Source organism: Peteryoungia aggregata LMG 23059, assembly GCF_030814435.1.
In the GTDB taxonomy this organism is placed as follows: Bacteria; Pseudomonadota; Alphaproteobacteria; order Rhizobiales; family Rhizobiaceae; genus Allorhizobium; species Allorhizobium aggregatum.
Genome location: NZ_JAUSUW010000017.1, coordinates 51,397 through 76,614, shown reverse-complemented (window position 1 = coordinate 76,614; position 25,218 = coordinate 51,397). Strand labels below are relative to the sequence as shown.

The window sequence follows — 25,218 nt, the reverse complement described above, 5'->3', positions numbered from 1 at the left end:
TCTCCCAAGCCATCGTCACCTCCCAGAACCGATCCGGAAAGTGTCAGGCATGTCTACGAACATCTGTCAGCTATGTATCAGGGCCGAACAACAAGGCCGAGGATGACGCGGACCTAGAGTTAAGCGGTTTGTCATCAAGCTTGACCCGTCGGTTGTGAGGCCGGCGGGTTTTTTGCGTTCACGCATATTGATGCGTCTGTCTTGATGTCGCAATTAAATGTAGCTACATTAAATCATGAAGATCGTCTGGGATGAGCCCAAGCGGCGCGCCAACCTTGAAAAGCATGGTTTCGACTTCGCCGACGTCAGCGAACTCGATTGGGAGAACGCCGTTGTCGAAGAGGGCTGGCCAGATGCGGATGGCCGGCGACGGCTGAAGGCGATAGGATATTTTCGTGACGGAACGGCTGCCGTGGTCTTTGCCTTTCTCGGATCGGAAGCCCTATCGATCATCAGCTTTCGCCCGGCAAGCGACAAGGAAAGAAGGAGGCTTCCATGGCCACCAAAGTCAAGACACTGAAAACGTTCGAGACTGGACGCGGTTATGGCCGCGAGGACTGGGATGCCGTCGAGTTCCCGGAGTTGAGCGACGAGGAACTGGCGCGTATGCGCCCCGCGCAGGAGGTCTTGCCGCCAGCCTTTTTCAAGGCAATGGAGGACCACCGCCGTTCGCGTGGCCGTCCAGCGGTGGCGCATCCGAAGAAGCAGATCACGCTGAGGCTCGATGAAGACGTCATCGCCAAATTCCGCGAGACCGGCAAGGGCTGGCAGGGGCGGCTCAATGAGGCGCTGCGCAAGGCTGTTGGGATTTGAGGGGATCCGGTTGCTGCGGGCTTACCTCCCCCCATGCGGGGGAGGACGGAAAATCGAAGGCTTAGGCGAGCGCAAGCCGCCTAAACTTCAGATTTTCCTGGAGAGGGGCACGGTTCCGTTGGCGAAAACATGACCGAGCCCCCCTCTTGCGAAATCTGAGGTTTGGCCCTGATCGGGCCAATTCCTCGATTTCGCTTTCTCCCCCGCAAGGGGGGAGAAGACCCGCCACCAAAAATCATTTGTTCTCCCTTGAACAAATGGGCGTAAGCTGCCCATCTTGAGAGAGACAAAAAAACGAGAGGAAACCGCCATGGATGGACAGGTATCACCGAAATCCGAGATCGCGGATCCCGCCGCGCGCATCGCGTCCCTGCTTGCCGCGCAAAAGGCGGCCTGGGCGAAGGACGTGACACCGGATCATGCCACGCGGGATGATCGCCTGGCGCGGCTCGACCGGATGATCGAGGCCTGGCAGGAGCGGTTTGCTGCGGCGATCTCGGAGGATTTCGGCAATCGGCCTGCGGTCGTCACCACGCTGACCGACATCGTGCCGGTGCGCGCTGCGATCCGCCATGCGCGGAAACATCTGAAGCGCTGGATGCGGTCGCGTAGCGTGTCGCTCGCCTGGACCGGCAAGCCGGCCTCCGCCGTCATCCTGCGCCAGCCGCTTGGCGTGGTCGGGATCGTCGCGCCCTGGAACTATCCGCTCAACCTGATGCTCTCGCCGCTGACCGGGGTGCTCGCCGCTGGCAATCGCGCAATCCTCAAACCCTCAGAGCTGACGCCTGCCTTCTCCGACGTGCTGGCTAAAGCCGTGGCGGAAACGTTCGCCGAGGATGAGGTGGCCGTCGTGACCGGCGGGCCGGAGGTGGCGACAGCCTTCACATCTGCCCCCTTCGACCATCTGATCTTCACCGGCTCGACCGCCGTTGGCCGCAAGGTGGCGGAAGCGGCGGCGAAGAACCTGACGCCTGTCACCCTTGAACTCGGCGGTAAGTCGCCTGCTATCCTCGATCCCTCTGTGCAGTTTGACAAGGCCGTGCCGCGCCTCGTCTGGGGCAAGCTCTTGAATTCAGGCCAGACCTGCGTTGCGCCCGATTATGCGCTGGTGCCGCGCGAACGGGTCCAGGACTTCCTCGCCGCCGTGAAGGCGGAGGTTAACAGGCAATATCCCGGCCTGCCCGGCAATGCCGATTACACTACGATTATCAGCCCGCGCCACTATGCCCGGCTCACCCGCCTCGTCGAGGAGGCGCGCGAGAAGGGCGCCGAGGTGATCGAGCTTGCTGGTCCGCATGATGGCGAGCGGCGCGTGTTTTCGCCGGTGGCGGTGATCGGTGCGCCGGACGAGTCCGCCGTGATGCAGGAAGAGATCTTCGGGCCGATCCTGCCGATCGTCGCCTATGACACGCTCGACGAGGCGATCGGCTATATCAACCACCGTGACCGGCCACTCGCGCTTTACTGGTTCGGCGAGGACAAGGCTTCGCAGGAGCGGGTTTTGACCGGCACGATTGCCGGTGGCGTGACGGTCAATGACACGATCCTGCATCTCGCCCAGGACGATCTGCCCTTCGGCGGCGTGGGTGCTTCCGGCTACGGCGCCTATCACGGCGAAGCGGGCTTCGTTGCGCTCAGCAAGGAAAAGCCTGTCCTGAGGCAGTCGGCGATTTCAGGGGTGAAATTCCTCTATCCGCCCTATGGGCGGATGGCGCAGTGGATGCTGAAGCTGCTTGGCCGGTTCGGCTGAGGTCGAAGATTTCCGCCGGGTCAGCCGGCGGCGAGGCGGGGCGGCGGAGGGTGGCCGTTTGCGCGCGGGGCCGGCGGCGGCGTCAATAGCGCCGCCTCGAAGTCGGCAAGTGGCATCGGACGGCCGAAGAAGAAGCCCTGGAATGCCTCGCAGCCGAGATCCGCGAGGACCGCGCATTGCGCTGCCGTCTCGACCCCTTCGGCGATTGTGGTCAGACCCAGATCGTCGGCGAGCGCCAGGATCGATCGCAGCAGGGCGGCGTCGCGTGCGCTGTCGGCGGCGCCGGCCACAAAGCTGCGGTCGATCTTGAGTTCGCTGACCGGCAGGCTGCGCAGATAGGCGAGAGATGAATAGCCGGTACCGAAGTCGTCCAGCGCGAAGGTCAGCCCGAGGGCTTTCAGCGCGGCCATCTTCTCGGCGACGGGCTCGAGGCCGGCGATCAACACGCTTTCGGTCAGCTCGAGCCGCAGGCGGGTGGGGTTGATGTGATGGCGCTCGAGAAGGTCCTTGAGCGTGCTTTCGAAATCGCCCTCGTTGAACTGGCTGGCGCTGACATTGACCGAGAGCGTCAGCTGTGCGCGTCGCGGGTCTGCCGACCACCGGCTCAGCGTCGCGAGTGCCTGTTCAAGCACGAAATTGCCGATGATCGGCATCAGTCCGACCTCCTCGGCGGCGGGAATGAAGGTGGAGGGCGGGATCGCACCGCGTGTGGGGTGGTTCCAGCGCAAGAGGGCCTCGGCGCCGACGATCCTGCCCTCGCGATCGACCTGGGGCTGGTAGGCGAGCGACAGTTCGCCGTGGCGCAGCGCGCCGACGAGATCGCGGGCTATGCCGTTCGGGGCCGTCAGGCGTTGCTGCAGGGCATAGATGGTGGCGCAGAAGACCAGCGCGGCAATCGTCGGGTTGAGCCAGACGCCGACCACACGGATCTCAGGGGGTATCGGGTCGGCAAAGGGCAGCCGGATGTCGGTGGCATGCAGCACGACGAAGGTCGCGAGGCTCGCGGCGATCACGGCGAGTTGCAGCCGGGAGGGCCGGCGCAGATAGGTGAGGTAGCCGAGCATGCCAAGCACCGGCAGGAAGAGATGGGTGACGCGGGGCGAACCGACTTCGGGGATGTCGAAAACCAGGCTGAAGCCGATGATGAACAGCAGGAAGGAGATCTGTGCAACCAGCAGGAAGAGGTCGAACCGACCGAGGGTGGCCAGCACAAAACAGACGAGGCTGGCGGCGACCGGAAAGAGTTCTGCAATCGCGATGGTGCGCAGCCCCTGGCTGGCGAAAATGACGGTCCAGAACACGGAAAACAGGCCGACCGACAGGGTCGCGGCCTGATAGGCACGGACCAGGCGGCTCGTCTTGCCGTCGTCGGTATTGCTGTCGATCATGCCCCGCCCAACTGCGCCCCGAGGCCTCGTACGGTTCCGTATTGCGGATTCGTCCAGACCTTTCGTTCAGGACATCCTAACATGTCGTTTGCAAAGGAACAGTGCCGTAGCGCACGCGGTGCGGCGGCAGCCGAAGATCAGAAATGTGCGGCGGGATGCCCGATCGACGGTTCCGCCCCGACCGGGTTCTCGCTCATTGACATGCTTGACCCCTCGCAGATCACTCAGCCCGCCCTGGCGACCTTCATGACCTCCGGATCATAGACCCGGCCGAAGCGGTTTTCGAGAAAGGCGGGAAGGCCGATTTCTTCCTGACGGACAAAGCCTGATTGCGGCAGCGTGCCATCGGCGAGCAGGTCGAGCACGGTGCAGATGCCGGCCGCCGTGGTGATCTGGATGGCGCTCATCTTCTTTCCCGCAACCACGCCGGCATAAACCTTGTTGGCATAGGTTTCCTGCAGATAGCGGCCGTCCTTCCAGCCGCAGACGGTGACGAAGATGACGACGACGTCCTGCATGGTGGCGGGCAGGGCGTTTTCGAAGAGGTCCTTCAGCACATCGCGGCGGTTCTTCAGGTTGAAGTCGTTGAGCAGCGCCTTGATGATCGCCTGATGGCCGGGATAGCGGATGGTGCGGTAGTTCATCGTGCGCACACGGCCATCGAGGGTTTTCGCCAGTGTGCCGAGCCCGCCCGAGGTGTTGAAGGCCTCGTAGGTGACGCCGTCGAGCGAGAATTCCTCGCGCTCTTCCATGGCGGGGACGACGGCGAGCTTACCTTCGACGATCGCCTCGCAGGGCTCGATATACTCGTTGATCAACCCGTCGGTCGACCAGGTGAGGTTATAGTTCAACGCGTTGGAGGGATATTGCGGAAGGGCGCCGACGCGCATGCGGACCGTATCGAGCGTGTCGAAATGCTTGGTCAGGTCGTTCGCTACGATCGAGATGAAGCCCGGGGCGAGGCCGCATTGCGGGATGAAGGCGGAGTGTGCGCCGCGAGCGAGTTCTTCCACTTTTCGGGTGGTCGCGACATCCTCGGTCAGGTCGAGATAATGGGTCGCGGTGCGGGCGGCACTTTCGGCGATGGCGCCGGTCAGGTGGAAGGGGGCGGCGGAGAGGACGGCGAACTGGCCGGAAAGGGCCATGTCGAGGGCGGTCGCGTCGGATATGTCGAGTTCAAGGGTTTTTACCGCCGGATGGGCGTCGAGCTTCAAGAGCTGGTCGGCGCTGCGGTCAGCGACGGTGACGATGTAGTCGCCGGTCTCGGCCAGCATGCGGGCAATCGCGCCGCCGATCTTGCCGGCTCCGATGATGGTGACGTGTTTCATGGTTTGCCCCTCGTTTCTCTGTGCGGTCAGCGCAATTGTATTTGGTCAATCCAGTGTGCGGATCGCGCCTGCCGATTCCAAGTGACGAATTGATCGAAACGCCGTATCATATTCAACAATATGATGGGTAGGAACGGCGATATGCAGGTTTCAGACAAAGACAAAGCGCTTCTGGCGCTGCTTTCGGAGAATGCCCGGATGCCGGTGGCGGAGCTTGCCCGGCGGCTCGACCTGTCGCGCTCGACCGTGCAGGCTCGGCTCGAGCGGTTGGATGCGCAAGGGGTGATCGCCGGTTATGCGCTGAGGCTCTCCGACGCCTATCAGAGCGGGCTGATCCGGGCGCATGTGATGATCACAATCGCGCCCAAGGCGCTGTCTCAGGTGACCGGTGAGCTCAACGCCATCCGCGAGGTCACGGCGCTCTATTCGGTGAATGGGCCCTATGACCTGATCGCCATCGTGGCGGCACCCTCGATCTCCGAACTCGACCGGCTGATCGACCGGATCGGGGAATTGTCGGGGGTGGAGCGGACGCTGTCGTCGATCATCCTGTCGACACGGATTGCACGCTAGCGCGAGGTCTCTGAATGCAGGGCGTGGTTGTGAATTCAGCAAAACCCCAAACATGATAGAGGTGCGCGCTCGCGCCTTGTGGTTTAGGTTGATGGAAATCAACGGAGGTAACCATGGCGCGAGTTTTGAGTTTCTTAATTGCTCTCTTCTTCTCGACGACTGTGATGGCGTTTACGTCCTTCAAGGCTGAGAATTTCATGGATTTCAGCAGCCTTTCCGGCGCGTCGACAACCTGGATCAACGAATTGGGATCGGTCATGACGATCGATGTCGCGTCGGACGGTTCTGTGAGCGGCACTTACGTGAACAACGCTCAGGGAACCGGCTGCCAAGGCACGCCCTATGTTCTGAATGGTCGCGTCACCGGCAATACCATCGCCTTCAGCGTGGCCTGGTCGAACGGAACTGCCAATTGTAATTCCGTCACGGGCTGGGCGGGCTATGCCCAGGTGTCAACCGGCAACACGCTCCAGATCGTGACGCAGTGGAACCTCGCCTATATGGCGAGTTCCGGCGGCCAGATCCAGAGCGGGAAGGATGTCTTCACATACCAGCCGCAGATCGTTCAGCAGTCGCTCCTGGAGAAGTGAGCGACGGCAGAGCGGCGTGTACCGTTGGGGAGGCGGTCACGCCGCTGCTTGCGCCTTGCGGGCCAATGCGGCTTCAAGAGCCGCCACACATACCGGGTCGTGGTGCTCTCCGGCGTTCGCCTTGATCATCTCAAGCGCGTCATGTGTGGGTAAGGCTGCGCGGTAGGGCCGCTCTCCCGTCAGGGCTTCAAAAACATCCGCCGTGGCGATGATGCGGGTGGCGAACGAGATCTGGTCACCTTTCAGGCCGCGCGGATAACCACTGCCATCGAGGCGTTCGTGATGGGCGCCGCCGATCTCGGCCAGTTCGGCGAAGGCCGGGATCCGCGAGAGGATGCGCTCCGAGTGGGCCGCATGGGCCCGCATCTCGGTCCATTCCTCGGCATCGAGCTTTGCCGGCTTATTGAGAACCCGGGCCGAAACCCCGAGCTTGCCGATGTCATGCAAAAGCGCCGCGCGCCGCAGGGTCCGCCGCTCCGCCGGCGGGAGCCCCAGCTCTACGGCGATCCTGTCGGTGAACTCTGCCACCCGGTCGCTGTGACCGGCGGTGTAGGGGCTCTTTGCATCGATCACCCGGGCAAAGCCTTCGACGATGTCGTCGATATAGTCCTCATCGGCGAAGATCACCGCCTGGCCTGGTTCGGCTGCGAGGACCTTTTCCTCGAGATCCGGGGCGTCGAGATCGTCCCAGAAGCCGGGTTCGGCCGCCAGGGCGAGAAGGGTATCGGCGATCTTGGGGTCGAGCCATCGCCCCTTGCGCCGCCTGATCTCCGACAGGGCGGCTGTGCGTCCTTCATGGGTCTGATAGACGTCGAGGATCTGTGCGGCGAGCGCAATCCGCGCGGAGAGATGGATCGCCTCTCCCTTCAGCCCCTGCGGCCGGCCGGAACCATCGAAATGTTCGTCGAGATCGCGGATGCCACTGGCGACATCGGCAGAAAACCGCATCTGCCAGGCAATCTCGGCCCCGCGGTTGCAACGCAGTGCCACCAGCTCGGCAGCATGGCGGCCCCGGCGCAGGGCCTTTAGCACCGCACCGACGCGGGCGAGCGTGCCGCGACGCCTGCCGGCATGGCGAAACACCTGCCGCAGCAGGCTTGGCAAGGTGCCGTCGACGCGCTTGAAGTCGCGCTTGAAGCTGGTGTCATCGGTATCGAAGAGCTCGCACATGCGCATGGCATTGGCCGAGCAGCCGAGATCCTTCAGCATCAGGGTGTAGTAGAGATCGTGGAGTTGCTGTTCAGAGAGGCCCAGCCTGCGGCCGATGGCGCTGCCGATGTGGGCTGTGCGGATGCAGTGGCCCGGGTCCTGGCCGCCGGTCAGGTCTAGGGCGTGGCTCAAGGCGCCGATCAGTTCGGCGATGCGTATACTGGCAGGCATGCGGGCTCTCCGTTCCTGCCAAGTTTAACCCCTAAGAGTTAAGGGGGTGTAGATTATTCTGATATTCTCATGTGCGGATCTCCTGGCGCGGCAACCTCCTGTTCACTGCTTCCATGCTTGTCTTTTTCCCGCATTGTCTTAGGACATGAGACGCACTATGTGCGGATGAGCCAAACACAACGAGGACTATCCCCTGTGATGAACGAAGACGAAGACGACAAGAGCAAGGAACTGCCGATCGGCAAGGAAACGGAAGCGAACCTCTTCAAGTCGCGTTCGATCTTCATCTATGGCGGCATCACCATGGAACTGGCGCAGAAGGTCTGCACGCAGCTCGTGGCACTTGCGGCCGCTTCGGACGAAGACATCCGCGTATTCGTCTGCTCGCCGGGCGGCCACGTGGAAGCCGGTGACGCGATCCACGACATGATCAAGTTCATCAAGCCGAAGGTCTGGATCATCGCGACCGGTTGGGCGGCTTCCGCCGGCTCGCTGATTTTTGTCGCGGTTCCCAAGGAGCGTCGCTTAGCGCTGCCGAACACCCGCTTCCTGATGCACCAGCCCTCCGGCGGCACCCGCGGCATGGCCTCCGACATCGAGATCCAGGCCCGCGAAATCATCAAGATGAACGAGCGCCTGATCAAGATCTACGCCAAGGCCACCGGCCAGAGCCAGGAGAAGATCGCGAAAGACATCGACCGCGATTACTGGCTGTCGGCTGAAGATGCCGTCACCTACGGTCTGGTTGGCCGCATCATCGAGAGCCACGCCGACATCGGCTGATTGGCACGAAGGCTTGTATTTTGAGGAACCCGCCGGAGCGATCCGGCGGGTTTTCCATGGGCTATTGCCGTGTCATCAGGCGGGCCAGGCGGAAGGCGAGCGGGCCGACGCCCAGCGACAGCGTGAAGGCGATCGGAAAGGCCATCAGGAAGCTCTTGCCCCATTCGGCAAAGAAGGCGGGCGAGGGGCCGAGATGCAGGAAGCCGAAGATGCCGGTCATCAGACCTGCCATCATCAGGGCGATCAGCATCTGGGCAAGGATCAGGGTTTTCTTATTTGTCATGTCGAGGCTCCATATCCAATGGTCGGGGTGGAGCGGCCGCGTTTCACGTTCAGCACAGCACCACCCGGTTGAAGGGTTGGTGCCGTGGATTCACTCGAGACGAGAGACTAGGTCTCGCAGGATGCTGCGAGGGCCGGGCTAACCTGACCGGCCTGACGTTTTTCGGCAGGGGAGTGATAGTGACTCGACCCGGGCTCTGTCAAGTTTTCTCCAAGAAAGTGCGCGTTAACCTCAACAGTGGTCTTCAGGACCTTGTGTCCATGGGTGCAATATTTCGAAAGGAATTGTTTATGGGGTATAATATTTAATCTGACCGCGATTTCGGTGGAACGGGATCGACCACCGCAGGAGCGGGCAACCGGCGAACACCTTGGAGAACATGCTTGGTTCGAAATGACAGCGCTGTCTCTTCCGTCTTCCGCTCGTTCTGCGAAATCTCGGAGATTTCGCTGTGGACGGCCGAGGGGCGGCACAACCGGAGGGTCAAAAACCTGACCCAGATCGGCGGTGCAATCGTGATTGCCGTGAGCGCCTTCTGGTGTTGCTATCTGGCGATTTACTTGGACTGGATGAGCTTTGCGATTACATCTGCGGCATTTGTAACCGGCTGGACGATCATCCTTCTTGCAAGGGCAGACCGCATCTATGCCTCCGCTCTGGTGATGGCGCATGGCCTGTTGCTTAGCGTGAGCCTGTCTGCATTGTGCGAGCTGCCGACGGACGGGGTCGAGCCTTCCAACTATCTCAATCTCTTGCCGGTCATTGCGGCCACCTATCTGGTCTTCCATCGCAGGGGTCTCTATCTGAGGGCCGTTCTTCCGATGGTCGGCATGTTCCTCTTCATCGGCTTTTCCATGGACCTGTTCCCGTCCCTGCCTCATGTCGGGCCTGATGCCTCTGCTGGTCGATTTACGCTCTGGGCCAACCACATCACCGGGACCTTGGCCACCTGTACCGTGGTCGTGATCATGCAGTCCGATATCGAGGCGCGGCGGGCGCTGGAGGTGGATATCCGCCGGGCGATCGCCAGGGGCGAATTTGAACTGCACTACCAGCCGCAGGTGGATCGGCGCGGGCGCATCATCGGCGTCGAAGCGCTGTTGCGCTGGCAGCATCCGACGCGCGGCATGGTGCCGCCCAATGCCTTCATCCCGCTGGCGGAAGAGACGGGGCTGATCATCCCGATCGGCGACTGGGTCTTGCGAACGGCGACCGCCCAGCTGCAGGCCTGGGTGGGGTCGCCGGAGACGCGGGACCTGACAATCGCCGTCAATGTCAGCGCCACGCAGTTTCGCCAGCCGGATTTTGTCGAGCAGGTGCGGTCTATCGTCAGCCTGTCCGGCGCGCGGCCGCAGGCGCTGAAGCTGGAGCTGACGGAAAGCGTGCTGGCCGACGACATGGATGTCGTTCAGGCCAAGATGCAGGCGCTGAAGGCCTTTGGCATCGCCTGGTCGCTTGATGATTTCGGCACCGGCTATTCCTCGCTGAGTTCGCTGAAAAACCTGCCCTTCCAGCAGATCAAGATCGACCAGTCCTTCGTGCGGGATCTGCTTGCCGATCACCGCAACATGGCGATCGTCGAGACGATCGTCCGGCTGAGCGACAGTCTGGGGCTTTCGGTGATTGCCGAGGGGGTGGAGACGGAGGCGCAGCGCGCGGCGCTGGAAAAGGCCGGCTGCATCAATTTCCAGGGCTATCTCTTCGGCCGGCCAGTGCCGGTTGGCGAGCTTCTGCCGAAGCTGTCGGCGGCGGCCTGAGGGGCCGTCAGCGCCATTCGTGGAGTTTTTCGCCCATCAGTGGTCTCGATGTGACCAGCGGCAGGCCGGATGAACGCTCGGCATAGGCGAGCGCTTCCGCCTCGTCGTTGAAGCCGATGAAGATCATCGACAGCGATTGCGCCTTCGGCGCGCCCTTCTTGCGATAGGCGAATTTCACCGCGCAATGAGGATAAGCCGCGTCCAGCACCGCAGCTTCGGGAAGCGCATCCGACAGCGCCAGATGGGCGCTAAGGCCAAGGAAGCGGTCGATGGCGGCAAAGGCGATCGCCTCCGGCAGCTGCTTGTTCTCAGAGGATCCCGGCGCGCGGCCCCAGAACAGGCTGTCGACCAGCCCCTTCGCCCGCTTCGACTTCACTACCACAAGACCACCGGCCGCGACAAGTTCCAGATGGGCGTCCCAGGTCTGGAAGAGGTCGGGTGTGTGGTGGAGTTCGGTGAGGAGAGGGCGGAGGGCGGCGGTGAGGTCGGTGTGGAGGGCAGGGGGCATCGCGGTCTCGGGGTCAAGTGGTTGGTGGCGGCCTCGTAGCATGGCGGGGGCGGGGTGGATATGCTCAGTTCACTTCCTCGACCCTTGAAATAGCAGTTGCTTATTGGAGTGACGGCAAACTAAGGTTGAATTATCGTCGGAATATTAAACTGGAGCTTCGCCGAGAATGTACCCACTGTTCTTCTCAGTTTCTCAAAAAGATATCGAATTTGCTGAACAAATTTGGGATCATTTTCCGGCTGATTGGGCGTACTTGTATTCTAAGAGTGGTGAACTTGGCGCTCATATGTGGGACGAGATTGCGCTTAAGGAGCTTCCAAAGGCCAAAATCATCGTGGTCTTTTGGTCAAAAAACTTTGCCACGAGTGGTGGATGTGTGAAGGAGGCAATTCAAGCCGCCAAATTGTATCGCAACGGCACGTTGAAGCCCCTAATCATCCGTCTTGATGACTACCCTCTTTTCTGGCGAGAGGGTATGAGCGACGACCTTCGGCCGGTGTTTGACGCCGTACGAGTGCTTGCAGACTACCGGGCTACAGAGGGAAGCTGTACCGCAGATATGGCAAGCCGCCTAATTGCTCGGATGGCAGAGCCATTTTTGCACAGCGATCATCCTCGAATGCCGCGGCATGATCTTGTTCGGGCTCTTAGGCACGCGATGCAATTAGACAAATTTACACTTGCACCTTCATGCTGGATATCAGGTTTCAACGGTGTCGGACGCGAGTCAATAATTCGCGAAGTGAACCGAGATTTAGCACCCAACGCATTAGGTGCAGTTATTGAAGTCAATGAGACCACCTTGCCCAGACAGCTTCTTCTGAGGATTGAGAGTGAAGTGTTTGGTCGTGATCTTGATTATCTTTCTGGGATGATCGAATCGATCGATGAAAATGATGTGGATTCTGTCGTTTCTGCAATAGAGAGAGTTTTTGAATCCGGAAACTACCTTATTTTGCGACACGGACGCGTAGTTCAGGAAGAGGTTGAACTGCCTGAGTGGCTTGATGACGTTGCCAAGAATTTAAAGCCGGCTAGTAGGCCTAAACTTTACATAGTTTCACAGATGCCGTTGGCCGGCCAAAGATTGTTGAAAAATCGAGACGTGCTGGTTGCCTTTCGCGTGCCAACCGTAGACGAGCAGCAACTGACAGAGTTTTGCAATCAGTTGATCGGATACTTCGACTTCGACCCTCATCGCTGGCCAGATAGTGAAATCGCTCGCTTAGTAAAGGTTGCTGCCGGCAATATCGGCTTTCTTGTCGCGCTGACGCGTTCGGCTTCTCGTATGCGTGATTTCGAGCAGATCGAAGCAATGTTGGCGCAGGAAGATGATCGTATAGCCGAAGCGATTACGGTTTACGTTCGCTGGGCATTCCTGCAGCTTAAGGATTACCCAGACGAACGAAAGCTGCTTCTATTCCTCAATAATGTTTCTCCTTGCCATGTGCTTGATCTTGATATCGCAATCCGGCCAAGACGCAGTATACTTAGGGTTGTTTCGCGTCTCGTTGATCTTGGTCTAGTCGAGCGAGAAACGGATGAGATATATCGCTTGACGCCATTACTTGCAAATCGCTTGAACAGGGAGCTTATTCAGCCGGAATTGGTCAAGTGGATCGATGAGGCTCAGCGAATTTTTTGTAGTCAGCCGTTCGAGGTTGAATCGAAAACTCAGGAAGGTGGTCATGAATTGGTGCGGCTGGAGGCGCGTATTCAGGCTGCACTTCTTTCAGGGGGGGATGGCTTACCAGGCGCGGCTAAGCTGTTCGTTTCTGCGGCTCACTGGTTTCAGGCCGGTATTCGACTCTATCATGCTAGCAAATGGAAGCATGCGTATCGATTGCTGCGTAAGGCGTATGAGAGCCGTGGCCAGTTTCGTGATGCCTCGCGGCTGGAGATTGATCGCTACTTTTGCCTAGCGGCAACAAGGATGAGAAAGTATCCAGAGTCCGAGGAGTGCATCGCTCGCTTGAATCGAGATGCGCGCAGCAAGCCTATTGCAGCATTCCTGCAGGCCGATCTTTACGAGTATAGACGTCAATTTTTGGAGGCAATCGAAGCGTACAATTTAGCGCTCGATCTAAATTCGGATAAAGATAGACGTCGAGAGTTCATTTATAGGCCATTAATTCGCTGCATTTTGTCTACACGTTCTCCTGATTTTCGTAGAGCGGAGGTTGTTGCTAAGTCTTACGTGAATCTCAAGAGAACTGTTTTTAGCTTGATTTCTCTTGCAAGAGTTTATTTACATTGGAAGTACAGAGGTGTTCAGGCTGGTCGAGACGTTCCTGTTGATATCGATTTGCTGATCAAGCAAGCTTTTAGGGATTTAGAGTCGTATCCGGGGGCAAATGCCGCTCCGTTCGAGTTGTATGCGGAGGAGGCTGAATTTACCGGTGATTTTACTGCTGCTCTAGAGAATATGGATCAAGCTATACACATGGATCCTGATCGTTTCCAGCTTCGGGTTGTTAGGTGGCGACTTATGGCAGGTTCTGGCCGTCGCGAGTTTGCGGAGCAGGCGTTGCGTGAGCTAGATGCAGCGAAACTCAACGCGAGGTTCGAAGCCATTTGGAGTTCTTATGTACACTCACTGGCGGAGACATACGTTCGAGCCCTGTTAGCTTCCGGACAACGTGCTGCGCTTGTGAACGGTTTCGCTCCGGAGCTCCAGCAGAACGGAGAGCTTGGCCGTATCATCTCGCAGAGCAAGCACTGAATCTATGGATTTGGTCTTTCTTCGCTACACGGCGCCCGCCGAATTTCTCCGGCGGGGTCAACATTCCCTCAAACCTCAAGCGTTAACCCGCGCTCTCAGAACTCCACAGCCCGATCGCCATCCTCGTCCTGAATGCGCGTCGGCAAGCCAATCTTGTTGAGCAGGTTGATGAAGGGCTTCGGCGGCAGTTCTTCGACGTTGGCCATCTTCTTCACGTCCCATTCGCCTGTCGCGACGAGCATGGCGGCTGCGACCGGCGGGACGCCGGCGGTGTAGGAGATGCCCTGGCTTCCCACTTCGTTATAGGCTTCCTTGTGGTCGGCGACGTTGTAGATGAAGACGGTCTTTTCCTTGCCGTCCTTGAAGCCCTTCACGTAGTCGCCGATGCAGGTCTTGCCTTCGTATTCCGGGGCAAGCGACGATGGGTCGGGCAGGCAGGCCTTGACGACCTTGAGGGGCACCACTTCGGAACCGTCGGCGAGCTTGACCGGCTGTTCGGACAAGAGGCCGATCGACTTCAGGACGGTGAAGACGTTGATGTAGTGATCGCCGAAGCCCATCCAGAAGCGCACGTCGGCGCCGTCCATGTTCTTCGCCAGCGAATGCACTTCGTCATGGCCGCAGAGATAGGCGCGGCGGGTGCCGACGACCGGCAGGTCGTAGTCCTTGCCGATCTCGAACATCTTGTTGACCTGCCATTCGCCGCCCTGCCAGGAATAGACAACGCCGGTGAATTCGCGGAAGTTGATTTCCGGGTCGAAGTTGGTGGCGAAGTACTTGCCGTGGCTGCCGGCATTGATGTCGACGATGTCGACGTCGGTCACCTTGTCGAGATATTCGTCCTTGGCGAGACGCGCATAGGCGTTGACGACACCAGGATCGAAGCCGGCGCCGAGGATGGCGGTGATGCCTTTTTCAGCGCATTCTTCCGCACGCTTCCACTCGTAGTTTCCGTACCACGGCGGTGTCTCGCAGATCTTGTTCGGCTCTTCATGGATCGCGGTGTCGATATAGGCGACGCCGGTGTCCATGCAGGCGCGCAGCACCGACATGTTGAGGAAGGCGGTGCCGACATTGATGACGATCTCGGTGCCGAGTTGTCTGATCAGGGCCTTGGTGGCTTCGATGTCCAGCGCGTCAAGCGCGTGGGCTTCGAGAACGCCTTCCTGCTTCATCGCCTTCTTTTCGTGCACGGAAGCGATGATGGCGTCGCACTTCGCCTTGGTGCGCGAGGCGATATGGATGTCGCCGAGCACGTCATTGTTCTGCGCACATTTGTGGGCGACCACCTGGGCGACGCCGCCGGCGCCGATGATGAGCACGTTCTTTTTCATAATGGGACCAACTCCTTGCGTCCAATCGTCAGAACCCGTTCCTGAGGCAGTTCAGGACAGGCTTGTTTCGTAGTCCGTGTAGTCGAACTCACGGACCGTCCTGAGGCTGCCATCCAGTTCGCGGATGGCGATTGCCGGCATTTGCACGCCGTTAAACCAGTTTTTCTTGACCATCGTGTAGCCGGCGGTGTCCTGCAGCGAGATGCGGTCGCCGATGTTCAATTCCTGTTCGAAATTGAACTCGCCGAAGATATCGCCCGCAAGGCAGGACTTGCCGCAGACCTGGTACCGGTGCGGTCCCTGGTTGGGGTGGACCTTTGCGCTTTCCCGGTAGATCAGGAGATCGAGGAGATGCGCTTCGATGGAGGAATCCACCACGACAAGATCCTTGCCGTTGTAAAGTCTGTCGAGCACGGTGACTTCGAGCGTGGTCGACTTGGTGATCGAGGCTTCGCCGGGCTCGAGATAGACCTGGACGCCGAACTCGCCGGAAAAGCGCTTGAGGCGCTCGGCGAACTTCTCCAGCGGATACATCTCGCCGGTGAAATGAATGCCGCCGCCGAGGGACACCCACTCGGCTTTCTTCAGGAGGGGGCCGAACTTCTGTTCGATGTCACCCAGCATCGTGTCGAAAAGGTCGAAATCGCCGTTTTCGCAGTTGTTGTGGATCATGAAGCCGGAGATCAGCTCCATGACCGGCTCGACCTTTTTCAGGTCCCATTCGCCCAGCCGCGAGAAGGGGCGGGCGGGATCGGCGAGGTCGAAGCTCGACGACGAGATGCCGGGGTTCAGACGCAGGCCGCGGATGATGCCGGACGACTGCTTTTCGAAGCGGGTCAGCTGGCCGATCGAGTTGAAGATGATCTTGTCGGCATGGGAGACGACTTCGTCGATCTCGTAATCGGCGTAGGCCACGGAATAGGCGTGGGTTTCCTTGCCGAAACGCTCATGGCCGAGGCGGACTTCATTGAGCGACGACGAGGTCGTGCCGTCCATGTAATCGCGCATGAAATCGAAGACCGACCAGGTGGCGAAGCATTTCAGCGCCAGAAGCGCCTTTGCGCCGGAGAGTTCGCGCAGGGTCGCGATCTTCTCCATGTTCTGGAGCAGCTTGGATTTGTCGATCAGGTAATAGGGAGTCTGGATCAAGGCTCTATCCTTCGTGAACCCAGCCATATCTGGCGGAAGTGAACGGGACGCCCCGAATGCGTCGGAGGGGGTCCATAGGCAAACGGGGGTAAAAAGGCAAGCGGAAGCTGGGGTTTCGTGTTTTCAGGGCTGTTTGACCGTGTTTCGTGAAAGCCCGATGACGGAGCCCCGCCGCGCGCGATGTCTGCCCTGCGCTGAGGCGATTGCAGCCATGCGCTTGGCAGCTGGCTTTGTTCAGCAAACGGCAAGCTTTGCCTTGGTAATTGCAGTTGCAACGGTATTGTCCTGGACGCCTCATGCATCTCGACCTCGCCACGATCCTGATCCTGCATCCGCTGTCGCTGACGGTCGGGGCGCTGTGTTTTCTCTATCTGCGCTACCGATCGCGACGCAGCCGCGGGCTCGGAACGATGGCGGTGTCCTTCCTGGTGCTGGCGGTTGCGGCGCTGGCAGCAGGGGCCGGCGAACAGGGCGTGATCGATTACGCAACCTGGACCTTCGGCACGACGATCGCAGCGCCGCTCGCCTATGCGCTGCTGTTTGTCGGGTTGACCCATGTCATGACCGAGCGGCGGGCCGGGCGAGTCTGGTGGGTGATGGCGATACCGGCTTGCATCACCTTGATCGCGGTCTTCACGCAGTTTCCCATGGTCAAGCTTTGCCGCTCGATCGTCTTTCTCACCGCCATGGGCGGGTTTTCCGCTGCCAGCGCAGTTCTGGCCCTCTGGGACCCGCAAAAGGAGAGGCTGGAAAGCCGCTATGGCCTGGCGATCACCTTCGCCTTCAAGGCACTGCTCGCTTTCGCGACCCTCGGCGGCGTGTTCAATCCGGAGATCGTTCGGCTGACGCCGGCAGCGACCTTCCTGATCCTCATCCTCTGTCAGTTCGTCATCGCCATGTTCGTGCTGATCCTGGTGCAGGAGCGCGCGGAACGGCGGCTGATCGAACTCACCGAAACAGACAGCCTGACCCGGATTCACAACCGGCACTGGATGATGGACCGGCTGCCGCGCCGGGCGCCGCCCGCAAGCGCCTCAGTCGTCATCGATATCGACCATTTCAAGCGGGTCAACGACGTTCACGGGCATGCAGCCGGCGATATGGTGTTGACGATGGTCGCCCAGGCCATGGCGGACCGTCTCGGTGAAGACGCGATCTTTGCCCGCGTGGGCGGCGAGGAGTTCGGGCTGTTCCTGCCGAAGACGTCGGAAATCGAGGCGATCGCGATCGCCGAGATGCTGCGGCAGACAGTCGAAGCCCTGTCGATTGTCCATGACGGAATCAAGATCCCGGTGACGCTCAGTGCCGGCATTGCGGTGGCCCGCGAGGACATGTCGACCAAGCGCCTTGCCGGGCGGGCCGACGAGGCGCTCTATGTTGCAAAACGTGCCGGGCGAAACCGCGTGCGGCTGCATGAGGAAGATGCCATGATCGCGAGCGCGCCGCAGGGGCCGTCCAGCGCCGTTCCCGTCGGCGCCTAAGCGGTCTGTGCAGGTCTTTCAGCGGGACATGCTGCCTTGTCAGGCGGTGTAAAATTTGGTTCGCCTTGCACATCCCTTGGCCGATGCTGCGAGTCCCGCCATGCTGAAAGACTTTTCTCCCCAGGCCGCCTTCATGGGCGTGCTCGTCGCCTTTGTCGGTTTTGCCAGTTCCTTTGCCGTCGTCCTGCAGGGGCTGAAGGGCGTGGGCGCCACCGATTACGAGGCGGCTTCCGGGCTGATGGCGCTGTCGGTTGCCATGGGGATCTGCGGGATCGTGCTCAGTGTGTGGACGAAGCTGCCGGTCTCGGTTGCCTGGTCGACGCCGGGGGCGGCGCTGATGGCGACGGCTGGCATTCCGGTCGGCGGCTTTCCGGCGGCGGTCGGGGCGTTTTTCGTCTGCGCTGCGTTGATCGTGCTCGCAGGGTTGATCCGGCCCTTCGGTCGGGCGGTGGCGGCCATTCCGGCGCCGATTGCCAATGCGATGCTGGCCGGGGTCATCCTCAATCTCTGCTTTGCGCCGTTCAAGGCCGTGGCCTTCGATGCGGCTCTCGGTCTGCCGATCCTCGTCGTCTGGGCTGTCGTGGCGGCCTTCAAGCGGCTCTATGCGGTTCCGGCTGCGTTGCTGACCTTCGTTATCGTCATCGTCTTCGGCGTCGACCTGCCGGAGGGTGCCATGGCGAGCTGGGCTGCGTCGCTCGCGCCGCCGGTGGAGTTCGTCGCGCCTCAATTTACGCTGCCGGCGCTGGTGTCGATCGCGTTGCCGCTCTTCATCGTCACCATGGCTTCGCAGAACATTCCTGGCATCGCGATCCTCAAGGTCAACAAATACGAGCCAAACCCAGGACCGATGTTTGCCGTGACGGGTGTGTTTTCGGCACTCTCTGCGCCGTTTGGCGGGCATGCGGTCAATCTCGCGGCGATCACGGCGGCGATGTGTGCGGGTGAAGATGCGCATGCCGATCCTGTCAGGCGCTACTGGGCGGCGATCATCGCCGGCATCGGCTATGTGCTGCTCGGCCTCGCGGCCGGTGCCGTGACCGGCTTCGTGTCGCTTGCGCCGCCGATCCTCATTCAATCGGTCGCGGGTCTGGCGCTGATCGGGGCGTTTTCGGGGTCCTCGGTTGCGGCGTTTCAGGTGCCGGAGACGCGGGAGGCGGCGGCGGTGACGTTCTTGGTCACGGCGTCAGGGATTTCGATCCTCGGGATCTCGGGGGCGTTTTGGGGGCTGATTGCCGGGGTGGCGATGCTCGGGCTGGTGAAGCTCGCCAAGGCAAGAGGATGAGACGGATACGCATCCGCGCGATTTTCCTTGGCTTTGCGGCAGTTTTTTTCGGCTTCGTCTTCTACACCCGCTACTGGATCTGGCGCGACTGTATCGCGGTATCACAATCGAGCTGCGTGACCCTTGATGGCAGCAATGTGACAGATGGTGGGATGGTGTGGGGCGTGATTGCGCTGGGCTTCCTCGCTGCGGCCCTTATTGCGCAGTTCGGGCGGCGGTGATCGGGGTGTGTCGGATCTGGTGTAATCGTCAGGGTTGCGCTAGGTTTTGCGCATGGAGTTTGAATTCGATCCTGCCAAGAGCGAGGCGAACAAAGCGAAGCACGGAATCGATTTCGTGGCGGCGCAGGAGTTGTGGTATGATCCAAGTAAGAAGACGCTCGCTGCTTCCTATCGTGAAGAAGTACGGTTTTTAACGGTCGGCAGCATCAAGGGACTACTCTGGACGGGTGTGTTCACCCTTCGTGGACGCCGCATCAGGATTATCTCGGTGAGGCGCGCCAGAAAACCGGAAAGGCTGGCCTATGGCTAAGATGACAGCTGAAGAGTTCGATCGCAAATTTGATAGCGGTGAAGATGTCGAGGAAGATCTGGATTGGTCTCAGGCAAAGACGGGCGATATTGGCCGCAACCTTTTTCTTGTGAAACTTGGCGAGAACAGTGCGACGGAAATCGCCGCCGAGGCCAAACGTCTTGGGCTGTCGGTCGATGAGTTGATTTCAAGGTGGGTCGACGAACGTCTCGAAGAGGAGCGTCGCTCCGCCGCCGAATAACACCCTTGCGCGATTCAGTTCGTCGCGTTATTCCTGATCCCATGAAGATCAACGGCACGACCATTGCTGCGACTGAGATGACGGCCCGCGCTGCGGCCGGCTTCGTTGCGTCGGTGCCAAACTCGCTTCTTCTTCTCGGCCTTATCCGCGGTTGCCGGGTCCATTGAGGAGCGCCCGGCGGCCGGGTTAGCCGTTTGGCGATTGCTCCTCGAAAACTCCCCAATTGATGTTATCCATCCCTTGAAAAGGGTCTGTGCGCGCGTGCCAAAGCTCCGCTGATTTGTTATCAGCCATGGCAGCCGCCCGAGGACGAGAAGAGACGAAGACGATGATTTTGAAGACCCATACCGTGAAGCAGGGCATGCCGGACGCTTCGCAGAAGTACCGCGCCTATCCGCAAATCGCCATTCCGGACCGCACCTGGCCGTCAAAGGTTATCGACAAGGCGCCGATCTGGTGTTCGGTGGATCTGCGCGACGGCAATCAATCGCTGGTCAACCCCATGGGCCATGACCGCAAGGCCCGGATGTTCCAGCTCTTGCTCGACATGGGCTTCAAGGAAATCGAGATCGGTTTCCCGTCGGCGTCGCAGACCGATTTCGACTTTGCCCGCTGGTGCGTGGAAGAGGGTGGCGTGCCACCAGACGTATCGCTGCAGGTGCTGGTGCAGTGCCGGCCGGAGCTGATCACGCGGACCTTCGAGGCGCTGGAAGGGGCCACGAACCCGATCATCCATTTCTACAACTCGACCTCTGAACTGCAGCGCCGCGTGGTGTTCGGCAAGGATGTCGCCGGGATCAAGCAGATCGCCGTCGATGCGGCGAAGATGATCATGGACATGTCGGCCAAGGCCGGCGGCGGCTATCGCTTTGAATATTCGCCAGAGAGCTTTACCGGCACCGAGCTCGAAGTGGCTCTGGAGATCTGCAACGCCGTGATCGCCGAAGTGAAGCCGACGGCGGAAAACAAGCTGATCCTCAACCTGCCGTCGACCGTCGAGATGGCGACGCCGAACATCTATGCCGACCAGATCGAATGGATGTGCCGCAACATCGACAATCGCGAGAACGTGCTGATTTCGCTGCATCCGCACAATGACCGGGGTACGGGGATTGCGGCCACCGAACTTGGGTTGATGGCGGGTGCCGACCGCGTCGAGGGTACGCTGTTCGGCAATGGCGAGCGTACCGGCAATGTCGACATCGTGACGCTGGCGCTGAACATGTTCACCCAAGGCGTTGATCCCGAGCTCGACTGCTCCGACATCGAGCGGATCAAGGCGGTCTATGAATATTCCAACGAGATGGTCATTCCCGAGCGCCATCCGTATGTCGGCGAGCTGGTCTACACGGCCTTTTCCGGCTCGCACCAGGATGCGATCAACAAGGGCATGAAGGCGATCAAGACCGCCAATCACCCTGTCTGGGAAGTGCCCTATCTGCCGATCGATCCGCAGGATGTCGGCCGGACCTACGAGGCCATCATCCGGATCAACTCGCAGTCGGGCAAGGGCGGCATCGCCTATATTCTGCAGGAAGACTACGGCATCAACCTGCCGCGCAACCTGCAGATCGAGTTCCGCGAGGACATCCAGCGGATTACCGACGAGGAAGGCAAGGAGCTGCCGTCGAAGAAAATCTACGAGCGCTTCATCGAGCGCTATGTCGATCAGACCGGTTCGCGCCTGAAATTCGTCGACCATCACACCTATCCGGCGGGTACGGATCAGAAGGGCATCCGCGTGGTGGCCGCCGAGATTACCGACAATGGCGAGGTCAAGCGGATCGAGGGCAAGGGCACGGGCCCGATTGATGGTTTCGTCAATGCACTCTCGACCTATCTCGGCGTGGATCTCTCGGTGCAGGATTATTCCGAGCACTCGCTGCAGCACGGTTCGAATGCGGCGGCCATCGCCTATGTCGAGATGGCGCATGCCGGCGGCAAGCTCTTCGGTGCCGGCATCAACACGAATATCGTGACGGCTTCACTGGAGGCGATCGTTTCTGCTGCCAACCGGGTGCTCGACGAGCAGAAGAAGGTTTAACCGCCATGGCTCTCTTCGCCGAGGTTCGACATCCGTCCTCGGCGAAGGCGCCCCTCGTGCTGCTGCATGGCTTCGGCGGGATCGGGGCCGTGCGGGAGCCGGTTCTGCGCCGGCTCGACCCAGACCTGCCGCTTGTCGTCTATGATCTGCCGGGGCATGGCCGCTCTCTCGACGCTGATGGCGTCGGACATGGGGGCGTGATGGCCAGGGCCATTCTTGCTGATCTCGATCGTCGCGAGATATCCAGCTTTCATCTCTGCGGACATTCGATGGGCGGGGCGATTGCCAGCCTGATTGCGCTGAAAGCCGTCGATCATGTGCGTTCGCTCACGCTTCTGGCGCCGGGTGGTTTCGGGCCCGAGATCAATCATGAGGTACTGCGGCGTTATGGATCGGCGGTTGAGACCGGCGAATTGGCGCTGGGCTTGGCTGCGATGTCTGCTCCAGGCAGCATAGTAGATGCGGCGGTTCTCGAACGGCTTGCAGATGCTCGTCGTCTTCCCGGCGCGACTGTGCGGTTGATGGAGATCCTCAACTCATTCCTTGTGGAAACCAATGGCCGGATCGGGCAGGGGAGGCTGCCGCTTTCCTCGTTCGAGGGGTTTGGTGTGGAAACACGGCTACTCTGGGGGGCGGAAGATCCGATCCTGCCGGTCACGCAAGCCAGTTCCATCTGGAAGGCTGCCGAGGTGACCTTGATCGAAGGTGTCGGGCACATGCTGATCGACGAGGCGCCGGAGGCGGTGGCTTCAGCGATGGCAGCTGCCGTTGAGGCAGGCTGAACTCAGCCGCCGAGCAGGCGCTCGCTGTGGTCGAGCTTCAGGGGCGTGTCTTCGCTCTCGATCTTGTAGCGCTGCCAGTCGAGGCGCCAGTTGCCGGCTTCGCCATCCACCGAGAAGAGATTGTAGCCGGCAGCCGGTTTCTTGGCGCCGGGGCCCTGGCTCGCCGAGGCAATGCCGACGACGGGGACCTTCTTTTCGCGGTCTGCCAGCCAGTAGAGCGTGTTGAGATGCGTGTGGCCATGCAGCACGAGTTCGGCGCCGCCGGTGCGGATGGCGGCCGCAAAACGGCGGATGCCGATCATGCGCTTGTGCTGGGGGGCCGCACCCCGGATCGGCGGGTGGTGGATCATAACAACCCGGAAGAGACCCTCTTCGCCGGCGGCCTTCAGAAGCGCTGCGGTTTCGCGGGCCTGGCGGCCGCTGAAATAGCCCTGGGCGGAGAAGGGCGGTGTGGCGATCGAGGTGGAGCAGCCGATCAGGGCGACCGGCCCGCGGCGGCGTATATAGGGAAAGAGCTTGTGGTCGTCCTGGAAGATCAACGGATCGTCGTCGCCGCGCATGTAGTCGTACCAGGCCTGGACCACACGTTCATGGGCGCCGGGCACATAGGCGTCGTGGTTGCCGGGCACAACGGATGTGTCGAGCGGCGCGCCGGCTTCCTTCAGCCATTCGGAAACAAGGCGGATTTCGAGCTTCGAGGCGAGGTTGACGAGATCGCCGGTGATTGCGAGATGGTCCGGATTTTCGCCGCGAAGTGCCTCCAGGACCATGTCCAGCGCATTGGGGAAAAGATGCTTGCGGCGATTGCGATGCCAGTTCACATAGCCCGTAATCCGTTTCGAGGCCAGTTCCCGGATTGTCAGGTTCGGCAGCGGTCCGAGATGCACGTCGGAGATGTGGGCGAGCTTGAACATGGCGCTTCTCATAGCGGCGCTGAAACCGAGGGGCAAGGAAAATGAAGCCAGCGGATGGTGCCGGACCCGGCGCCGATAGCGAAAGGCTCGGATGGCCGAAGAGGTTCCTTGTTCGCCTTCTGCATGTCTATTTCGCCGTCAGCCGCGGCATGACGCTCGGCGTGCGGGCGGCCTGTTTCGATGAAGCGGGGCGTATCTTTCTCGTGCGCCACACTTATGTGCCGGGCTGGCATATGCCCGGCGGCGGGGTCGAGCGCGGCGAGACGGCGATCGATGCGCTGATCAAGGAGATGCGGGAAGAGGGCAACCTGGAACCGGTCGATACGCCGGAACTCTTCCATGTCTATTTCAACGCCCGGATCAGCCGGCGCGACCATGTGCTGCTCTACCGCGTCACGGTGCGGCAGACGGCGGAGCGGCCGGCAGATCGGGAGATTGCCGAGGCCGGCTTTTTCGATCTGGACAGGCTTCCCGACGGTGCGACCCAGGCGACGCTGCGGCGGATCGCGGAGCTGCGCGGGGAAATGGCCCCCGCACATCACTGGTGAGATTCAACCGCCGAGCTTTTCTCGGCCATGCGGCGCCATCAGGTCCTCATCAGGACCGACAGGAACGACACCGGTCGGATTGATCATGGTGTGGCTGCGATAATAGTGATGCTTGATGTGGCGCATCTCGACCGTCTCGGCGATATCAGGCGTCTGGTAGAGGTCGCGCAGGTAGCCTGATAGAGCCGGATAATCGGCGATGCGGCGGATGTTGCATTTGAAATGGCCGACATAGACCGGATCGAAGCGCACCAGAGTGGTGAACAGACGCCAGTCGGCTTCCGTCATACGTGTGCCGAAGAGGTAGCGCTGATCTGTCAGTCGCTCCTCCAGCCAGTCGAGGGTTTCAAACAGCGGGTAAACCGCGCTTTCATAGGCGTCCTGGGTGGTGGCGAAGCCGGCCTTGTAGACGCCGTTGTTGACGGTGTCGTAGATGCGCCTGTTGACCTCGTCGATCTCGGAATGCAGATTCTCCGGGTGCATGTCGAGCGTCGAGCCGGTCAGGTGATCAAAGGCCGAGTTGAACATGCGGATGATCTCCGAGCTCTCGTTCGAGACGATCGTGCCTTGTTGCTTGTCCCAGAGCGCCGGGACCGTCACGCGGCCGGAAAAGCTCGGGTCCGCCTTCACATAGACCTGCCAGAGATAGTCGGAGCCGAAGAGATGGTCGGCTGTCGCGCCGTCGCGGTCGTGGAATTCCCAGCCGTTCGACAGCATCAGCGGATCGACAACAGAAACCGAGATCAGGTCTTCGAGGCCCTTCAAGGCTCGGAAGATTAGGGTGCGATGCGCCCAGGGGCAGGCATAGGAGACGTAGAGGTGGTAGCGGCCGGCCTCGGCCTTGAAGTCGCCCTTGCCCGAAGGGCCGGGGGAGCCGTCTGCTGTCACCCAGTTGCGGAAGTTTGAATCGGCGCGCTTGAAGTGCCCGGAGGTCGATTTCGTATCGTACCAGACGTCCTGCCAGACGCCATCCACCAGTCTGCCCATGGTCGCTTCCTTCTCGTTTGAACTTGGTCCGGAAAATACGGTTGTTGGCT

General features: G+C 60.4%; 25 protein-coding genes. 16 read left to right on the top strand and 9 right to left on the bottom strand.

The window, feature by feature from the left end; translation table 11 throughout:
• The first annotated feature begins 235 nt into the window (after positions 1-235).
• From J2045_RS21215 to J2045_RS21205, 3 genes are all read left to right on the top strand, one after another.
• A complete protein-coding gene (locus J2045_RS21215) occupies positions 236-520 on the top strand; it encodes a BrnT family toxin (RefSeq protein WP_307376862.1) in 285 nt (94 codons plus the stop codon).
• A complete protein-coding gene (locus tag J2045_RS21210; RefSeq protein ID WP_307376860.1) occupies positions 496-813 on the top strand; it encodes a BrnA antitoxin family protein in 318 nt (105 codons plus the stop codon). The genes J2045_RS21215 and J2045_RS21210 overlap by 25 nt, the downstream gene beginning before the upstream one ends.
• 310 nt (positions 814-1,123) lie before the next feature.
• Positions 1,124-2,563 (top strand): coniferyl aldehyde dehydrogenase, encoded by a 1,440-nt coding sequence (locus tag J2045_RS21205; protein WP_307376857.1) that lies wholly within the window; start codon positions 1,124-1,126, stop codon positions 2,561-2,563.
• A 20-nt stretch (positions 2,564-2,583) separates the two neighbouring features.
• Here the strand turns inward: J2045_RS21205 and J2045_RS21200 are convergent, their stop codons facing one another.
• The gene (locus J2045_RS21200) at positions 2,584-3,951 is read right to left on the bottom strand and encodes a putative bifunctional diguanylate cyclase/phosphodiesterase (RefSeq protein WP_307376856.1); all 1,368 of its coding nucleotides are present in this window, start codon (positions 3,949-3,951) and stop codon (positions 2,584-2,586) included.
• Between the two features lie 224 nt (positions 3,952-4,175).
• A complete protein-coding gene (locus tag J2045_RS21195; protein ID WP_370873186.1) occupies positions 4,176-5,309 on the bottom strand; it encodes a saccharopine dehydrogenase family protein in 1,134 nt (377 codons plus the stop codon).
• 111 nt (positions 5,310-5,420) lie between these two features.
• Between J2045_RS21195 and J2045_RS21190 the strand changes: the two genes are divergently transcribed.
• Positions 5,421-5,852, top strand: coding sequence for an Lrp/AsnC family transcriptional regulator (locus tag J2045_RS21190; RefSeq protein WP_307376852.1), 432 nt, complete (start codon positions 5,421-5,423; stop codon positions 5,850-5,852).
• A 113-nt stretch (positions 5,853-5,965) separates the two neighbouring features.
• Positions 5,966-6,442, top strand: a complete 477-nt coding sequence (locus J2045_RS21185) for an avidin/streptavidin family protein (RefSeq protein WP_307376849.1) — start codon at positions 5,966-5,968, stop codon at positions 6,440-6,442.
• Positions 6,443-6,478: 36 nt separating this feature from the next.
• Here J2045_RS21185 and J2045_RS21180 read toward each other — a convergent pair whose 3' ends face one another.
• A complete protein-coding gene (locus J2045_RS21180; protein WP_307376846.1) occupies positions 6,479-7,822 on the bottom strand; it encodes an HD-GYP domain-containing protein in 1,344 nt (447 codons plus the stop codon).
• Positions 7,823-8,020: 198 nt separating this feature from the next.
• Here J2045_RS21180 and J2045_RS21175 point away from each other — a divergent pair, with 198 nt between their 5' ends.
• Positions 8,021-8,605, top strand: a complete 585-nt coding sequence (locus J2045_RS21175) for an ATP-dependent Clp protease proteolytic subunit (protein ID WP_062279418.1) — start codon at positions 8,021-8,023, stop codon at positions 8,603-8,605.
• Between the two features lie 61 nt (positions 8,606-8,666).
• Here the strand turns inward: J2045_RS21175 and J2045_RS21170 are convergent, their stop codons facing one another.
• Positions 8,667-8,888, bottom strand: coding sequence for a DUF2798 domain-containing protein (locus J2045_RS21170; RefSeq protein ID WP_307376840.1), 222 nt, complete (start codon positions 8,886-8,888; stop codon positions 8,667-8,669).
• Between the two features lie 383 nt (positions 8,889-9,271).
• Between J2045_RS21170 and J2045_RS21165 the strand changes: the two genes are divergently transcribed.
• The gene (locus J2045_RS21165; RefSeq protein ID WP_307376837.1) at positions 9,272-10,645 is read left to right on the top strand and encodes a putative bifunctional diguanylate cyclase/phosphodiesterase; all 1,374 of its coding nucleotides are present in this window, start codon (positions 9,272-9,274) and stop codon (positions 10,643-10,645) included.
• 7 nt (positions 10,646-10,652) lie between these two features.
• On the opposite strand, the gene J2045_RS21160 is transcribed toward J2045_RS21165, so the two are convergent.
• On the bottom strand, positions 10,653-11,153 hold the full coding sequence (locus J2045_RS21160; RefSeq protein ID WP_307376835.1) for a hypothetical protein: 501 nt from the start codon (positions 11,151-11,153) through the stop codon (positions 10,653-10,655).
• A 166-nt stretch (positions 11,154-11,319) separates the two neighbouring features.
• Here J2045_RS21160 and J2045_RS21155 point away from each other — a divergent pair, with 166 nt between their 5' ends.
• The gene (locus J2045_RS21155) at positions 11,320-13,875 is read left to right on the top strand and encodes a tetratricopeptide repeat protein (protein ID WP_307376832.1); all 2,556 of its coding nucleotides are present in this window, start codon (positions 11,320-11,322) and stop codon (positions 13,873-13,875) included.
• Between the two features lie 95 nt (positions 13,876-13,970).
• Here the strand turns inward: J2045_RS21155 and J2045_RS21150 are convergent, their stop codons facing one another.
• Positions 13,971-15,209 (bottom strand): saccharopine dehydrogenase family protein, encoded by a 1,239-nt coding sequence (locus J2045_RS21150; protein ID WP_307376829.1) that lies wholly within the window; start codon positions 15,207-15,209, stop codon positions 13,971-13,973.
• A 51-nt stretch (positions 15,210-15,260) separates the two neighbouring features.
• Positions 15,261-16,358, bottom strand: coding sequence for a carboxynorspermidine decarboxylase (locus J2045_RS21145; protein WP_307376826.1), 1,098 nt, complete (start codon positions 16,356-16,358; stop codon positions 15,261-15,263).
• 296 nt (positions 16,359-16,654) lie between these two features.
• Here J2045_RS21145 and J2045_RS21140 point away from each other — a divergent pair, with 296 nt between their 5' ends.
• From J2045_RS21140 to J2045_RS21110, 7 genes are all read left to right on the top strand, one after another.
• Positions 16,655-17,839, top strand: coding sequence for a GGDEF domain-containing protein (locus J2045_RS21140; RefSeq protein ID WP_307376823.1), 1,185 nt, complete (start codon positions 16,655-16,657; stop codon positions 17,837-17,839).
• Positions 17,840-17,939: 100 nt separating this feature from the next.
• Positions 17,940-19,121: a benzoate/H(+) symporter BenE family transporter gene (locus J2045_RS21135; protein ID WP_307376820.1), complete on the top strand. Its 1,182-nt coding sequence runs from the start codon at positions 17,940-17,942 to the stop codon at positions 19,119-19,121.
• Positions 19,118-19,342 (top strand): hypothetical protein, encoded by a 225-nt coding sequence (locus J2045_RS21130; protein WP_307376817.1) that lies wholly within the window; start codon positions 19,118-19,120, stop codon positions 19,340-19,342. Before J2045_RS21135 ends, J2045_RS21130 begins: the two co-directional genes overlap by 4 nt.
• Positions 19,343-19,394: 52 nt before the next feature.
• The gene (locus J2045_RS21125; RefSeq protein WP_307376814.1) at positions 19,395-19,652 is read left to right on the top strand and encodes a BrnT family toxin; all 258 of its coding nucleotides are present in this window, start codon (positions 19,395-19,397) and stop codon (positions 19,650-19,652) included.
• Entirely contained in the window at positions 19,645-19,893 is a 249-nt protein-coding gene (gene brnA / locus J2045_RS21120; RefSeq protein ID WP_307376811.1) for a type II toxin-antitoxin system BrnA family antitoxin, read from the top strand. The genes J2045_RS21125 and brnA overlap by 8 nt, the downstream gene beginning before the upstream one ends.
• 328 nt (positions 19,894-20,221) lie before the next feature.
• On the top strand, positions 20,222-21,937 hold the full coding sequence (gene leuA, locus J2045_RS21115; protein WP_307376809.1) for a 2-isopropylmalate synthase: 1,716 nt from the start codon (positions 20,222-20,224) through the stop codon (positions 21,935-21,937).
• 5 nt (positions 21,938-21,942) lie between these two features.
• On the top strand, positions 21,943-22,719 hold the full coding sequence (locus J2045_RS21110; RefSeq protein ID WP_307376806.1) for an alpha/beta fold hydrolase: 777 nt from the start codon (positions 21,943-21,945) through the stop codon (positions 22,717-22,719).
• A 2-nt stretch (positions 22,720-22,721) separates the two neighbouring features.
• Here the strand turns inward: J2045_RS21110 and J2045_RS21105 are convergent, their stop codons facing one another.
• Positions 22,722-23,633, bottom strand: coding sequence for a metallophosphoesterase family protein (locus tag J2045_RS21105; RefSeq protein ID WP_307376803.1), 912 nt, complete (start codon positions 23,631-23,633; stop codon positions 22,722-22,724).
• Positions 23,634-23,674: 41 nt separating this feature from the next.
• Here J2045_RS21105 and J2045_RS21100 point away from each other — a divergent pair, with 41 nt between their 5' ends.
• On the top strand, positions 23,675-24,181 hold the full coding sequence (locus J2045_RS21100) for an NUDIX domain-containing protein (protein WP_307376800.1): 507 nt from the start codon (positions 23,675-23,677) through the stop codon (positions 24,179-24,181).
• A 3-nt stretch (positions 24,182-24,184) separates the two neighbouring features.
• On the opposite strand, the gene J2045_RS21095 is transcribed toward J2045_RS21100, so the two are convergent.
• Positions 24,185-25,168 (bottom strand): glutathione S-transferase family protein, encoded by a 984-nt coding sequence (locus tag J2045_RS21095; protein ID WP_307376797.1) that lies wholly within the window; start codon positions 25,166-25,168, stop codon positions 24,185-24,187.
• Between the last annotated feature and the right edge of the window lie 50 nt (positions 25,169-25,218).